The 14,419-nt window shown below is 70.3% G+C and carries 12 protein-coding genes and 3 pseudogenes; 9 read left to right on the top strand and 6 right to left on the bottom strand.

Going from position 1 to position 14,419, the window contains the following annotated elements; all coding sequences use genetic code 11:
- Positions 1–165: 165 nt before the first annotated feature.
- Positions 166–1,209, bottom strand: coding sequence for a helix-turn-helix domain-containing protein (locus tag ACGF3H_RS29270; protein ID WP_362498706.1), 1,044 nt, complete (start codon positions 1,207–1,209; stop codon positions 166–168).
- Positions 1,210–1,342: 133 nt separating this feature from the next.
- Here ACGF3H_RS29270 and ACGF3H_RS29265 point away from each other — a divergent pair, with 133 nt between their 5' ends.
- Positions 1,343–2,269 carry an NADP-dependent oxidoreductase gene (locus ACGF3H_RS29265; protein WP_362498703.1) on the top strand — a complete coding sequence of 309 codons (927 nt, stop codon included), beginning with the start codon at positions 1,343–1,345 and terminating at the stop codon, positions 2,267–2,269.
- A gap of 291 nt (positions 2,270–2,560) precedes the next feature.
- On the opposite strand, the gene ACGF3H_RS29260 is transcribed toward ACGF3H_RS29265, so the two are convergent.
- The gene (locus ACGF3H_RS29260) at positions 2,561–3,409 is read right to left on the bottom strand and encodes a LysR family transcriptional regulator (RefSeq protein WP_362498700.1); all 849 of its coding nucleotides are present in this window, start codon (positions 3,407–3,409) and stop codon (positions 2,561–2,563) included.
- A 104-nt stretch (positions 3,410–3,513) separates the two neighbouring features.
- Between ACGF3H_RS29260 and ACGF3H_RS29255 the strand changes: the two genes are divergently transcribed.
- Both ACGF3H_RS29255 and ACGF3H_RS29250 read left to right on the top strand, forming a co-directional pair.
- Positions 3,514–4,257 carry an SDR family oxidoreductase gene (locus ACGF3H_RS29255; protein WP_362498697.1) on the top strand — a complete coding sequence of 248 codons (744 nt, stop codon included), beginning with the start codon at positions 3,514–3,516 and terminating at the stop codon, positions 4,255–4,257.
- A gap of 583 nt (positions 4,258–4,840) precedes the next feature.
- On the top strand, positions 4,841–5,320 hold the full coding sequence (locus tag ACGF3H_RS29250) for a nuclear transport factor 2 family protein (RefSeq protein WP_362498695.1): 480 nt from the start codon (positions 4,841–4,843) through the stop codon (positions 5,318–5,320).
- Positions 5,321–5,382: 62 nt separating this feature from the next.
- Here the strand turns inward: ACGF3H_RS29250 and ACGF3H_RS29245 are convergent, their stop codons facing one another.
- Together ACGF3H_RS29245 and ACGF3H_RS29240 are read right to left on the bottom strand one after the other, a co-directional pair.
- Positions 5,383–5,736, bottom strand: coding sequence for a hypothetical protein (locus ACGF3H_RS29245; protein WP_362498870.1), 354 nt, complete (start codon positions 5,734–5,736; stop codon positions 5,383–5,385).
- A gap of 221 nt (positions 5,737–5,957) precedes the next feature.
- Positions 5,958–6,035, bottom strand: a pseudogene (locus tag ACGF3H_RS29240) (hypothetical protein); the annotation flags it as partial.
- Between the two features lie 270 nt (positions 6,036–6,305).
- Here ACGF3H_RS29240 and ACGF3H_RS29235 point away from each other — a divergent pair.
- The 6 genes and pseudogenes from ACGF3H_RS29235 to ACGF3H_RS29210 form a co-directional block, all read left to right on the top strand.
- Positions 6,306–6,602: pseudogene (locus tag ACGF3H_RS29235) on the top strand (urease subunit gamma); the annotation flags it as partial.
- Positions 6,603–6,626: 24 nt separating this feature from the next.
- Positions 6,627–7,160, top strand: a complete 534-nt coding sequence (locus tag ACGF3H_RS29230) for an urease subunit beta (RefSeq protein WP_362498868.1) — start codon at positions 6,627–6,629, stop codon at positions 7,158–7,160.
- Positions 7,157–9,202 (top strand): urease subunit alpha, encoded by a 2,046-nt coding sequence (locus ACGF3H_RS29225; RefSeq protein ID WP_362498692.1) that lies wholly within the window; start codon positions 7,157–7,159, stop codon positions 9,200–9,202. Before ACGF3H_RS29230 ends, ACGF3H_RS29225 begins: the two co-directional genes overlap by 4 nt.
- A 126-nt stretch (positions 9,203–9,328) precedes the next feature.
- Complete coding sequence (locus ACGF3H_RS29220) at positions 9,329–10,003, top strand: urease accessory UreF family protein (protein WP_362498690.1); 675 nt, start codon at positions 9,329–9,331, stop codon at positions 10,001–10,003.
- Positions 10,004–10,030: 27 nt separating this feature from the next.
- Positions 10,031–10,726, top strand: coding sequence for an urease accessory protein UreG (gene ureG / locus ACGF3H_RS29215; RefSeq protein WP_362498687.1), 696 nt, complete (start codon positions 10,031–10,033; stop codon positions 10,724–10,726).
- Entirely contained in the window at positions 10,723–11,625 is a 903-nt protein-coding gene (locus tag ACGF3H_RS29210; protein ID WP_362498684.1) for an urease accessory protein UreD, read from the top strand. Before ureG ends, ACGF3H_RS29210 begins: the two co-directional genes overlap by 4 nt.
- Positions 11,626–11,778: 153 nt before the next feature.
- Here the strand turns inward: ACGF3H_RS29210 and ACGF3H_RS29205 are convergent.
- Positions 11,779–12,021, bottom strand: a pseudogene (locus tag ACGF3H_RS29205) (DUF5959 family protein); the annotation flags it as partial.
- A 456-nt stretch (positions 12,022–12,477) separates the two neighbouring features.
- Positions 12,478–13,827 (bottom strand): hypothetical protein, encoded by a 1,350-nt coding sequence (locus tag ACGF3H_RS29200; protein ID WP_362498681.1) that lies wholly within the window; start codon positions 13,825–13,827, stop codon positions 12,478–12,480.
- Between the last annotated feature and the right edge of the window lie 592 nt (positions 13,828–14,419).

Here is a 14,419-nt window from a genome sequence, read left to right as displayed (position 1 = left end):
TTGCTGCCAACGTTCCGCCGGCGGTGGAGGAGTGCACCCCGTGGGGATGATTGCGTGGGCAGCACCTCGCCCGCCGGCGCCCGGCGTCAGCGGCGCCCCTCCGCAACGGCAGGTCGGCCGGCAGGTGCACCACCAGGTCGTAGGTGCCGCTCCGTCTGCTCGCGGTCAGAGCTGGGCTTCCACGGGGTCGTGGGGGCTGAAGGTGCGGCGGTAGGCGGCGGGTGAGACACCGAAGGCCGTTCTCATGTGGGCGCGCAGGGAGTTCGCGGATCCGAAGCCGGAGCGGTGGGCGACCAGGTCGATCGACAGGTCGGTGGTCTCCAGCAACTGTTTGGCCAGTTCGAGGCGTTGCGCGGTGAGCCACTGCACCGGGGTCATCCCGACCTCGTCGCGGAAGCGGCGGGTGAAGGAGCGCAGGCTCATCCGGGCGTGTTCGGCAAGGCGGTTGAGGGAGAGGGGCTCGCCCAGGTGTTCCAGGGCCCAGGCGCGGGTGGCGGTGGTGGTGGCGACGGTGGGTTCGGGGACCGGGCGGTCGATGTACTGGGCCTGTCCGCCGTCCCGCCAGGGCGGCACGACGCACATGCGGGCGGCGCGGTTGGCGGCTGCGGCGCCATGGTCACGGCGGATCATGTGCAGGCACAGGTCGACGCCGGCGGCGACGCCCGCGGAGGTCAGGACGTCGCCGTCGTCGACGAAGAGGACGTCCTCGTCGACCTTGACGTGGGGGTAGGCGCGACGGAACTCGGGGGCGAGATTCCAGTGGGTGGTGGCGGGCCGGCCGTCGAGGAGCCCGGCCGCGGCCAGCACGTAGGAGCCGGTGCAGATGGACACCAGGCGGGTGCCGAGCCGAATCCGGGCGATGGCCGCGGTCACCGCGGGCGGCAGCGGACCACCGAGGCCCAGTTCGGGCATGGCGTGCGTGGGCGGCACGATCACGGTGTCGGCGGCGGCCAGGGCCTCCGGACCGGCTGCGGGCTGCACGGTGAACCCGGCGTCGCTGAGGACGGGAGCGCCGTCGGCGGTACAGACGGTGACCTCGTACAGAGGGCGTCCGCCCGGGTCCAGGACACTGCCGAAGACCCGGGAGGGAATACCGAGCTCGAAGGGCGGGACGCCGGGCAGGGCGAGGACCGCGATGCGGTGCGGTTCCGGCGCGTCGTCGACCCGGCAGGGGTGGGTGCCGGTGTCTGGCCACTGCGTCTCGCTCATGGCCAGATCCTGTCACATGGTGGCCGGACGGCCAACACCATGAAGGGCGCGGATACCGGATCGTGGACTGCGTCGCACCGGGAAGATCCCGGACGGCACATCCGATCGAGACGGAAAGAGTGAGGCGGACAGCATGCGTGCGGTGGTCGTGGAACAGTGGGGCGGACCCGAAACGCTCGTCGAGCGTGAGACGGTCCGTCCCGAGCCCGGACTGAACGAGGTCCTGGTCCGGGTCCACGCGGCCGGAGTGAACCCGGTGGACTGCAAGACCCGGGCCAGTGGCGCCCTGATCGAGTGGGGCGACGTGCCGGCGGTCGGCTGGGACGTGTCCGGCACCGTCGAGGCCGTCGGCCCGGGGGTGGGGATGTTCCGAACCGGGGACGAGGTCTACGGCATGCCGCTGTTCCCGCGGCAGGCCGGCGCGTACGCGGAGTACGTCGTCGCCCCGGCCCGCCACCTCGCGCCCAAGCCGGCGAACCTCACGCACGTCGAGGCTGCGGCGCTGCCGCTGGCCGGGCTGACCGCCTGGCAGGCGCTGGTGGACACCGCCGGCGTGCGCGCCGGCGACCGGGTGCTGGTGCACGCGGCGGCCGGCGGGGTCGGCCACCTCGCCGTGCAGGTCGCCAAGGCCCGCGGTGCCCACGTCATCGGCACCGCCAGCGCCGGCAAGCACGACCTGCTGCGGGAACTGGGCGCGGACGAGGTGATCGACTACCGCACGGTCCGCTTCGAGGACGTCGTCGGGGACGTCGATGTGGTGCTGGACGGGCTCGGCGGCCAGAATGCCGAGCGGTCCTTGAAGGTGCTGCGGACAGGCGGCCGTCTGGTCACCCTGCCCGGCCCCGACGACGTTCCGGCTGCCGTCCCCGACCACGTACGCGCGGTGTGGATGCTGGTCGAGCCCGACCACCTCGGCCTGCGCGAGATCGCCGCCCTGGCGGAACGGGGCGCGCTGAAGCCGGTGGTCGAGACCGTTCTGCCGCTGGCCGAAGCCGCGAAGGCACACGAGATCGGTGAGCTTGGACGCACCACCGGGAAGATCGTCTTGTCTGTGGCCTGACCTCCGCGGCGTCAGCGCCGGCCGAGCGAGGCGGGCCAGGAGCCCTGGGACACCTGCGGTCCCGGGGCTCCGCTGCGGCTGGCGCACCCCGGCGCTGAGCAGGCTGCCAGCAGGTCTCGTGTGCGCCGAGGCATGAGGTACGCGATACGTACGCTACGCATGCGCTCCGAGGAACGCCGCGGGTACTGCGTACATCTCCCACTATCCAGCGCACGGTGTGCCGGAAGCTGACGGGGGACAGGACGCCGGCCCCGGAATCCGGCACGGTTTCCTGGCGTTCACCGCCGTCGGTCACAGGGCGGTGGCGGCGCGGACCAGTCCCGCGACCGCCGTTGACCGACTGTGCGGTGGCCAGGCGATCACCGTGGTGACGCGCGGGGCGTCGGTGACCGGAACGGCGGTGAGGCCGTCGCGCAGGCCGGTGCCGCCCGACTCCGGGACGACCGCACAGGCCCGGCCGAGGGCGATGAGCTGGGTGAGCTGCGTGTGGTCGCGCACCTGCGGTCCGGGCCCGTCCGGGAAGGTGCCGTCGGGGCGGGGCCAGCGGGGCAGGGGCAGGTCGGCAATGGCGGTGACCTCGGCGAGCCGCAGATGAGGACGGGTGCTGAGGCGGTGGCCCGCGGGGAGGATCGCGATCTGACCCTCGCAGTGCAGGTCCTCGGTGTCGAAGCCGGCCGTGTCGTCGAAGGGCCGGTGCAGCAGGGCCACGTCGGCCCGGCCGGTGCGCAGCACCGTAGCCTGCTCGCCCGGCCCGCACAGCACGACGTCGACGGCGACGGCGCCGGGCTCGGCGGCGTAGGCGTCGAGGAGTTTGGCCAGCAGCTCGTCGGAGGCGCCCGCCTTCGCGGCCAGGACCACGGCGGGGCGGCCCGTCGCGGCGAGTGCGGCCCGGCGGGTGCGTCGTTCCGCGGCCTCGACGGCGTCCAGCGCCGCCCGCGCCTCCCGCAACAGCACCACCCCGGACTCCGTCAGGGCGACGCCCCGGCTGCCTCGCTCCAACAGGGGGGCACCCAGGCGTCGTTCGAGCCCGGCGATCGCCCGTGACAGCGGAGGCTGGGCGATTCCGAGCCGCTGCGCGGCCCGGCCGAAGTGCAGCTCTTCGGCGACCGCGACGAAGTACCGCAGCTCTCGTGTCTCCACCCCGCCAGCCTAACCGGCCCGGCCAGGAGTGATACCCAGGCGGTATCGCCGCCCACCCAGTCGGTCTTGGACGCCCTGCCCGGCGGGGGAGAAACATCTGTGTCATGACTGAGACGAACACCGTGAACCACCCCAAGGTCGCGCTGGTGACCGGGGCCAACAAGGGCATCGGGTACGAGATCGCCGCCGGACTCGGCGCCCTCGGCTGGACGGTCGGGGTCGGCGCGCGGAACGAGGAACGGCGCGAGGCCGCCGTGGACAAGCTCCGCGCGGCCGGCGCCGACGTGTTCGGCGTGCCGCTGGACGTAACCGACGACGCGAGCGTGACCGCGGCGGCCCGGATGATCGAGGAACGGACCGGGCGGCTGGATGCGCTCGTCAACAACGCCGGCATCACCGGCGGTATACCGCAGGAGCCCACCACGGTCGACGTGGACCGGGTACGGGCGGCCGTGGAGACCAACGTGATCGGCGTCATCCGCGTCACCAACGCCCTGCTGCCGCTGCTGCGCCGCTCGCCGGCACCGCGGATCGTGAACGTCTCCAGCCGCGTCGGCTCCCTCAGCCTCCAGACCACGCCTGGCGCCGAAACGGGACCCATCTCCATCGGATACGCTCCGTCGAAGACGTTCCTCAACGCCGTCACCGTGCAGTACGCCAAGGAACTGGCCGACACGCACATCCTGATCAACGCCGTCTGCCCTGGCTACACGGCGACCGACCTGAACGGCTTCCGGGGAGTGCGCACTCCGCAGCAAGGCGCAGCCGCCGCGATCCGGCTGGCCACCGTGGACGGCCACGAACCGACAGGCCGCTTCTTCGACGACGAGGGAGAGCTGCCCTGGTGACGAACGGCCTGCGCGCGCCGTCCCGGTCCGACGACGCACGCACGTCCATGTGACCGGCACTGTCACACCATGTCGGTACGGCCGTCGCGCCCGGGCCGCCGGCGGCCGGCCAACGAGGTGAGGGACCGAAAGGCACCGTGACAAGCAGCCTGCCGTCCATATGACGACCAGGCTGCTTCGCCCCGGCCCGAGCCAGCGGGAAAAACTCACAGCGGACCGAGCACCACCGCCTGGAGCGCGCGATCGTCGCGATCAACGCCAGCCCGGAACTAGGCACCCCGGTGCCCGCCATCCTGCTGCGCGAAACGTCGACGACATCGAGGGGCCCGCGTCATCTCCCACGTCACGGCCCTTCGACAGATCACTATCTGCGGTCCTGACCTGACCCTTGTTGTGGGAGGCACATGGGTTCATCAGTCCGTGTGACTGCGGGACATCTGCTGCTTGTGAGGCACGGCCGCCACCGATGTCACCGAAGGCACCTGTGACGGGTTGACCGTGGTGACCGATCCACACGCTCGGTCAGTTGGATCCGGCGCAACTTCCTTGACCTCAAGTCAGCTTGAGGGAGGAGTCTTCCGGCATGGACACCGAAGAAATGCAGAGACAGTTGCAGGCCTTGACCGACCGCGCTGAGATCACCGACCTGATGGACCGCTACCTGCGTTCTCTGGATGACGGGGTTTTCGACGAAGAGTGGGCTCGCGCGTTCCATACCGAAGACGTCACCGCGGAGATGCCCATCGGCACCGTCCATGGGCGCGATGCCCTGCGGGCTCATGTCCGGCGGGGAATGTCGTTGTTCGACCGAACCGTGCATCTGGGCACCAACGCCATCATCAAGATCAACGGCGCCCAGGCCACTGTCCGTGGCGCCCAGCTGAGCACTCATGTCTTGGCAGATGGCTCCGGGAGCATCTTCATCTCCGCCGGCCATGCCGACTCTGAACTGGTCAGGACGGCTGATGGGTGGCGGATCTCCAGCGCAACGCTGCGGGTTGTGTGGACCCAGGGCTCTCCTCCGCAGCTGCCGAACGACACCGCCCCAGCCCCCGCGGCATAGGCCGTTTCTTTGCGCTGCTTGTAAGAGGCCCTGACAAAGGCGTTGGACGTGGCGGTGAGTGATCAGGCAGGCGGCAAGGCCGAGGAAGGCTTGTGGATGTCGTCGCGTCGTTCCCACCGGATCCGCGGTCGGCGGAAGCCGTGCAGCCATGCGATGGTGCGCTCGACGACGTAGCGGAAGATGCCCAGGCGTGCCGTGTGTCTCGCCTCTTTTCGCGACCACGGAGCGGACGCCTCGTTGCCGGAGCAGGCGGCGGTATGTGTCATGGTCGTAGCCGCGGTCGGCCAGGAGTGCTTCGAGGCGTCGGCGGGGGTCTGCCGACCTGGTCCGCGACGGCGGGGATCTTGCCGGGCAGCGGCTCGAGTTGGGTGACGTCGCCCGCGGTTTCCGCCGGCCAGGGACACCGCGAGAGGGATGCCCTGTCCGTCGACGATGAGGTGGTGCTTGCTGCCCGGCCGTGCGCGGGCGACCGGGCTGGGTCCGCTCTCGGGCTCCGTCGGGCGGCCCGCACGTGCGAGGAGTCGACCACCGCCTGTTCCCGGTCCAGCTGGTACTTCGACCGCAGCTCGTTCAGCCGCAGCTGGTGCAGCTGGTCCCAGACGCCGGCCTCCTTCCAGACCGCAAAGCGCCGCCAGAAGGTCGTGCCCCAGCCGAAGCCGAGCTCCTGAGGCAGGTACTCCCACTGGATACCGGTGTGCAGGACAGGATCCCGCACAGGGCCTGCCGGTCCGGCACCCGCAGTCTGCCCACGGCCTTACGATCAGCAACTTTTGTTGGAGCCGGCAAGCGGCAGGCACCTGCTCTTGCTGGGCGCTGAGGGTCCCGCACCAGCTTTTTCACCGAATGGTGTGGTTCGATCACAGTTTGGCTCTGCGTGTGATGTGGCTCCGTGATGCTCGAAGAGCGCCCGGTTGCCGCCACGGGAGAACGTCCCCTCGGCAGACGTGGCCGCTGCACCTGTACGACCAACAGAGACGGCCTCATCGTGCATTTGACTCCGCATGAGCAGGAGCGCCTGCTGATTTCTGTCGCGGCCGACGTCGCGCAACGTCGCCGTGAGCGCGGGCTGCGCCTGAACTATCCGGAAGTGATGGCCCTGCTGTCCGTGCACGTCTTCGAGCAGGCACGGGAGGGCAAGACCGTCAGCGACATCATGGACTCGGGACGCCATCTGCTCACTCGGGAGGAGGTGATGGACGGCGTCCCGGAGATGATCAAGAACGTGCAGGTGGAGGCGACATTCCCGGACGGCACCAAGCTGGTCACCATCCACGATCCCCTCCCGGAGGCCGCAGCGGAGCCCGAGGTGTACCCCGGCAAGGTCGAGCACCCCCGGCCGCCTCGCACGCCGGGCTCGCCCGTCGACTGCGAACACAGCGACACACCGCCCAGCGACTGCGACCCCGACGAAGCTGTCCGCCGCTATGACGCGATCTGCTTCAACGAGCATCTCGACGGAGACCTGGAGGGTGTCAGCCTGCAGCAGGACGCAACGGTCCTGCCGGGGCCGGGCAGGACGAGGATCAGGGTGAAGAACGAGTCCGACCGCCCGGTGCAGGTGGGCTCCCACTATCACTTCGCCGAGGTCAACCCGGGGCTGAAGGTCATCAGTGTCGTGGTCCCGGCCGGCCAGACAGTGCCTGAGGATCGCAGCCTGTGGGAGTGCGAAGCGGCCAGGGGGCGACGGCTCAACATCGCTGCGGGCACGTCGGTGCGGTTCGAACCGGGCGACGAGTGCTGCGTGGAACTGGTGCAGCTCCGCGGTGATGTCACGGCCGGCGGCAGCGGCACCAGCGACCTGAGCAAGATCCACGGACTGCGCGAAGGGATCGTCCGATGAGCACCTTGCCGGCACAAGGCCGCAGCCAGGAGCCCGAGGGCGGGACGAGCCGGCCCAAGGCGAGCAACGAGCTGACGCGAGCGGAGTACACCGCGCTGTACGGTCCCACCACGCGTGACCGGGTCCGGCTCGCCGACACCGCCCTCACGCTGCAGATCGAGGCCGACTGGAGCGGCGGCCCCTCCTGCAGCGGCAACGAGATGGTCTTCGGCGGCGGCAAGGTGATCCGCGAGTCGATGGGCATGTCGCATCTGGCCCGAGACGGAAAGAGCGTCACAGGCGAGGACACGGGTAACAGGCCCGTGGACACCGTCATCACCGGCGCTTTGGTCCTCGACTGGTGGGGTGTGGTCAAGGCCGACATCGGCATCCGCGACGGCCGCATCGCCGCCCTCGGCAAGGCATATAACCCCGAGACCATGGACCCCATCCCGAGCGACCGCTTCGAGAAGCCGGACCGTACCACCCGAGGCAACACGCTGCCCGTTCCGGTGACGCCGACAAGCTTCGTGGTCGGGCCGAGCACCGAGGTGATCTCCGGCAACGGGAGAATTCTGACCGCGGGGGGAGTGGACACCCATGTCCACTTCATCTGCCCCGGCGAGATCCAGGAGGCTCTGGCCGCGGGCGTGACCACCCTCATTGGCGGTGGCACGGGGCCGGCCGAGGGCAGCACGGCCACCACAGTGACCCCGGGCGCCTGGCACATCCGCCGCGTCTTCGAGGCGTTGGATCAGTTCCCGGTCAACGTCGGTCTGCTCGGCAGAGGCAGCACCATGAACAAGCACGAACTCAACGCGCAGGTGGACGCCGGTGCCTGCGGCTTCAAGATCCACGAGGACTGGGGCGCCACGCCCGCGGTGATCGACCGGGCCCTGGACATCTGCGAGGAGCGCGGCGTCCAGCTCGCCCTGCACGCCGACTCCCTGAACGAGTCGGGCTTTCTGGAGAGCACACGGGCAGCCTTCACCGGCAACGCCCGGGACGCGGACGGCAAGTCCACGGCGAACAAAGCCCGCGCCATCCACATCTTCCACGTCGAGGGGGCCGGCGGCGGGCACGCACCGGACATGATCGAGCTGGTCAAGGACCCCAACGTCCTTCCGGCCTCGACCAACCCGACACGGCCGCTGACGGTCAACACCGTCAAGGAACACGTCGACATGATGATCGTGTGCCATCACCTCAACCCGGAGATCCCAGCGGACATGGCCTTCGCCGACTCCCGGATCCGGCCCTCCACCATGGCCGCGGAGGACCTCCTGCACGACATGGGCGCCATCTCGATGATGTCCTCCGACGCCCAGGCGATGGGCCGCATCGGCGAAATGATCATGCGTACATGGCAGACCGCGCACGTCATGAAGGCCCGCTACGGACCGCTGAAGGAAGACCTCGAGGCCGCCGGCGTCCCCACGATGGCCGATGACGAAGACCACTCGTTCACCGCGCAGCGGCAGCCGAACGACAACTTCCGCGCACGCCGCTACGTCGCCAAATACACGATCAACCCGGCGATCACCCACGGCATCGACGACCACGTCGGTGACGTGCAGACCGGCAAGCTCGCCGACCTGGTGCTGTGGGAGCCGAAGTTCTTCGGCGTCAAACCGCACATGCTCCTCAAGGCCGGCCAGCTCGCCTACGCACAGGTCGGAGACGCCAACGCCTCGATCCCGACACCCCAGCCCTACCTGCCCCGCCCGGTCTGGGGCTCCACCGGCCGCTCCCCGGGACGCAACTCGGTCAACTTCGTCGCTCCGGGCGTGGCCGACACCCTGAACGGAGACGGCACCAGGAGCAATCCCGGCCTCGGACTCGACAAGGACTTCGTGGACATCACCAGCACCCGGCAGGTCACGAAGGCCCACATGAAACTGAACGACACCGTGCCCGACAGCCTCGAAGTCGACCACAACAGCTTCGAGGTCACCATCGGCGGCGCGACCACGTCCGACGCCCGCACCGAGATCAACGGTGCAACCGTGCCGCGCTCCTACGTCGACGAAGTGCCTCTGGCCCAGAGGTACTTCCTTTTCTGATGCGGTCACCCGCCCGGCCTACGACACCACGCTGCAGCCGGGCCGGCCCGGGTCCAGGCAGGTCCCGCACCCGACGAACCGCGCCCGGCACCCCATCCACCCCTTGCGAAAGGCAGCCTCCCCCCTATGAGCCGTGCAGCCCTGCTCCTGCTGGCCGACGGCCGCTTCCCTGCCGGAGGACACGCCCACTCCGGCGGCGTCGAAGCCGCCGTCGCCCGCCAGGCCGTACACGACACCGCCAGCCTGGAAGCCTTCTGCCGAGGCCGCCTGCACACCACCGGCCTGACCACGGCCGGCCTGGCCGCCGCGGCCGCCGCCGGAATGGATGCCCTGCTGCTCGACGAGGCCGCCGACGCCCGCACTCCCGCCCCCGCGCTACGCGCCGTCGCCCGACGCCTCGGCCGCCAGATGATGCGCGCAGCCCGTGCCACCTTCCCCTCCCAAGCGCTGGAAGCGCTCGCCGCCGCACGTCCCCAGGGCGCGCACCAGCCGATCGTGCTGGGTCTCGCCGCCCGGGCCGCCGGCCTCACCCCGTTGGACGCCGCCTACGCCGCCGCCTACGAGAACACCGGCGGTCCGGCCACCGCGGCCGTACGCCTGCTCAGCCTCGACCCGCTCGACGCCTCAGGGCTGCTGGCCCGGCTCAGCTCCGACGTCGACGCCGTCGCCACCGCTGCCACCCAGGCCGCCGACCGCGCTCTGACCCACGGCATCGACGCCCTGCCGTCGGCGTCCTCGCCGCTTCTGGATGTCACCGGTGAACAGCACGCCGCCTGGCCCGTACGCCTCTTCGCCTCCTGACTCTCACCCACGCCTGCTGGAGCCCCTGTGCACCTCGACCACCACGTGACCATGCCGCACCGCCACACTCACAGCGCCGCACCCCTGCGCACCGACGGCACCCGCCGAGCCCTCCGCGTCGGGCTCGGCGGACCCGTGGGCACCGGCAAAACCGCCAGCGTCGCCGCCCTGTGCCGCACCCTGCGCGATCGCTGGTCCATCGCCGTCGTCACCAACGACATCTACACCCGCGAAGACGCCGAATACCTCCTACGCGAAGCCGTTCTGCCCGCCGAACGGATCACCGCGGTCGAGACCGGCGCTTGCCCCCACACCGCGATCCGCGACGACATCTCCGCCAACCTCGAAGCCGTCGAACACCTGGAGGACACCCTCAACCCCCTCGACCTCGTCCTCGTCGAATCCGGCGGCGACAACCTCACCGCCACCTTCTCCAAAGGCCTCGTCGACGTACAGGTCTTCGTCATCGACGTCTCCAGCGGCGACGACATCCCCCGCAAGGGCGGCCCCGGCATCACCACTGCCGACCTCCTCGTCATCAACAAAACCGACCTCGCCCCGCACGTGGGCGCCGACCTCGCCACCATGGCCGCCGACGCCAAACGGCAACGCGGCAACCTCCCCGTCATCTTCACCAGCCTCACCTGCGACGACGGCATCCGTGAAGTCGCCGCCTGGATCACCGCGCACCTCACCACCTGGCACGCCAGGGCGACAGCATGACCGCCACCACATCCCTCACGGCACCCCGCCCGGTGCCCACCACAGAGCACCCGGACGCCGCCGAGGTCCCGGACGCTGCCGAGGTCCCGGGCGCCGCCGAGGTCCCGGGCGCCGCCGAGCCCGCCGCACACCCGGCCGGCGTGCTTGCAGGAGCCCACATCCACGCCACCCACAACGGACACGTCACCACGCTCCCCCGACTCCACAGCGACGGGCCCTTCCACCTCCGCCGCATGCGCCCCGACGGCAACACCGCCAGAGTGGGGATCATCGGCGCGATGAGCGGCCCCCTCGGCGGCGACCGGCTCACCATTGACGTCACCGCCTCCGCCCGAGCCGCGCTGGACGTCACCACGGCAGCCGCCACCCTCGCCCTGCGCGGCCCCACCACCCAACCGGCCACCTACGACGTACGGCTCACCGCCGGCGACCACGCCAGCCTGCGCTGGCTGCCCCAACCACTGATCAGCGCCGCCGGAAGCAACCTCCAGCAGACCTACACCATCGAACTAGCCCCCACCGCCCGACTGCTGCTGCGAGAGGAGCAACTCCTGGGCCGCGCCAACGAAGATGCGGGCCACCTCGTCAGCCGCTTCCTCGTCCACCGCGCCGGACAAGTCCTGCTCGACCAGCAGACCGCATACGGAGACCCAGAACCCGGCTGGGACGGCCCCGCCGTCTTGCACCGACACCGCGCCGTCGGCCAACTCCTGCTCGTCGACCCCGGCGCCCGCTTTCCCCGCAGCTCCGTCCTTCTCGGCGAGGACTCTCGAAGCGGATGTGCCGTCCTCACACCGTTGGCCGGCGGCCCGGCACTGCTCGCGACCGCCGTCGCACCGTCCTCCTCCATCCTGCGGCAACTGCTCGACCAAGCCCTCACCCACGCCCTGTCCAGGTAGCCCAGACACCCCTCGAGCCTGTGCCCCGGCCACGCTCGAGGCGGAATCATGGCCGTCATGGCTCATCGCTGGTGCCCTCCACCAGTGCCCGCCGGCATCAGGCGGGAGCGGAGCAGGCCCTTGTGGACCACCTCCACGGGCGCAGATGTCCATCCAGGCGCTGCGGTCACCGGCCGGCCATACGGCTCCCTGCTCCGCCTCCAGGGTGTCGAGGCAGCGCTCCCACTCGTCCAGATCCGCGGGGGACACGACCAGGCGGACCCGTCCGCTGACGAAGTCGATCTGCACAACGATCTCTGCCGGGTAGGGCGTGGGCCGGCACCTGCCGCACCTTCCACCTGAAGCGGAGCGACGGCAGCGACCACGTCGCCCACTTCCAGTTCCGCTGACACACACCGGCGCACATCCGTACCGTCCCGGCGCCAGGGCACGGGGACGGCTGTGGTCACCCACTGACCACAGCGCGAAGGACGCTAGGGCGGATTGCCACGGTCACGGCCGCGCTCACGGCCGGATCAGGGCGTATCCGAGGCTGGCCGTCCGCGGCGGCCTCGACCGCGGTGGCCTCCACACCACGCGCCCCGAGGAGGGCTGCCATGACGGCCCGCGGGGCCCACTGTGGAGTTGCCTCACCACGCCGTCGGCTTCCAGGTGGCGGCAGGAGTTGGCGACGTCCCGTTGCCCCCTTGACGGAGCCATGGGCGGCGTCGGTGATGGCGTTAGCCGGTGTGCGGCGAGGTGCTGGCCCGTAGCAGGCCGGGAGTGTTGTGCTGCGCCTGCCGGTCCGGTGCACGCATGCACGGGGCTCGCCGCCCGGCCCCGGGGCGGGGGCTGGGCGGCGAGCAGCGCAGGTCAGCGGGGCCCGACCTCGATGGGGGTGCTCTGGCTGGTTTCGGCGCCGACCTGGAAGGTCAGCGAGGTGCGGCCGGTGGCGTTCGGGTCGGTGGCCCTGACGGCGACGAACGCGATGGACTGGGAGGACTTGCCGGCGAGCGCCAGGTTGACCTTGGAGAAGGTGAGTGTCTGGCCGTCGGCGGAGAGCTGGCCGGGGTAGTGCTTCGCTGCTCCGTCGCCGTCGAGGACGGTCAGCATGTAGCCGGGATTGCCTTCGGCGACGAACGCGAGCCCCATGCCCGCCGGCAGGCTGACCTGGACGGTGTGAACGGGGACGGGGCCGTCGTCGGTCGACAGCCGCACCCCGGGATAGCCGACGGGTCCGCCGGCGGACAGCCTCACGTCGGGCGGCCCGCCCGGAACGACGCTGAAGCGTGCGCCGGTCGCGCCGGTGGCGGTGTAGCGGTAGTAGATGCTGCCGATCTGGAAGGCGTCCTCGAGCTTGGTGCGGTCCCAGCTGAAGATGCTGGTCTTGCCGCTGGCGGTGTCGATGGACTGCGGCCACACCAGGAACCGGTAGTAGCCGGGCTTGTCACCCGCATCGCGCAGGTTGATCGCCTCGAGAATCCTCTTGTCACCGGTGCCGCCGCCCTGGTGTCCCTTGACGTTGAGCTTGACCGGGTCGGGGGTGAGGTGGGAGGGCGTGCCGTCCTCGTGCAGCAGCTGCCAGTACACGTGGTCGCTGTAGTTGCTGGCCACGTCCCTCACGTCCTGGCGGGGGTTGACCAGGTCGACGATGAGTTTCTCGGCGACGTAGCCGTTGTCGGACACGTAGCCGAACCCGGCCTGGCTGTTGGGACTTCCGCCCCAGCCGGTGTCGTAGGGCAGACGGACGAACGGCCGCCCCGCGTACCCCTTGTCCGCGTTGTAGTGCGGCCACAGGACCTCCACCGGCACGTGGGTGATGCGGGTGGTGCCGTCGTTCAGGCTGAGCCTCACGCCGAGCCGGTAGGTGCGGCTGTACTGGTTCTGCTCCGGGGCGGCGTCGACGTTGAGGTCGCCGCGCAGGGTGAAGGTGATGACGTCGGAGTCCTCCAGGAACGTCAGGTCGACGATCTCGTACTGCTCGCTGGTGCCCATCTGTCCGCGAGGGACGACGGTGGCGGTGACGTAGGACTTGTCGTCCCGGCCGTAGTAGGCGTACTCGACCTTGCTGATCTTGACACCCGCGGGGACGCGGATGCGGCCGTCGTAGCGGAACTCCGAATCCCACACCGCGAACCGGTTCGCGTAGCCGAGTGTCTCGATGCCCGTTTCGGCCCAGTCCGGCGCCTCGACGTCGGCCGCAGGCTCCATTGTTGTAGTCATGCCAAACTCCCATGGCTGTGAGACCTGGCCCGCTCGCGAACGGCCAGGCGGAAAAGGGGTGCTGGGGAAAGGCGGGGTGCCCGGCTCACCTTGCGGCGGGTGAGCGGCGCCCACAGCCCAGCTGCTACGGGCAGCCTTGCCGCATCCCTCGGTGCGAACCGTCATCTCCTTCATGTGAGTGAATAAATGGGAAGAATGTGACGGCGTGGCATGCCCGTGGCCGGTGCGCCGGAGCGCGGAGCGCCCTGTCCGACGGGATGCGGGCTGCCGGCACACCGGCGTGCGCGACGCTGCGCCCCGCCGGGCGGTCCGCGGCCAGCGCCCCGGCGTGCGGGACTGTGCCTGGCGGCATGTCCGGCAGGTGGCGCCCGGCGCAGGGGGCGCTCGCGCGGTGAACCAGGCTGTAGAACTTGCGGAGTTGCGTGCTTCCGCACGCCCATCTCCCGCTGGGCACTCAAAGTGTCCGAGTGATTACGAAGGGTATGGAGGCGGTTGCTGATGTTTTCGGTGTGACCGCCGTGGCATCGGCGCCGCCCCGGCACGAGAAGACGTGGCCAGGGCGGGCGGGCAGCCCGCGCTTGGCGGGCATTGC

The sequence above is a fragment of the Streptomyces sp. NPDC048185 genome (assembly GCF_043202495.1).
Taxonomy (GTDB): domain Bacteria; phylum Actinomycetota; class Actinomycetes; order Streptomycetales; family Streptomycetaceae; genus Streptomyces.
The sequence above is the reverse complement of the archived record's forward strand: the minus strand, read 5'-3'. Positions and strand labels throughout refer to the sequence as shown.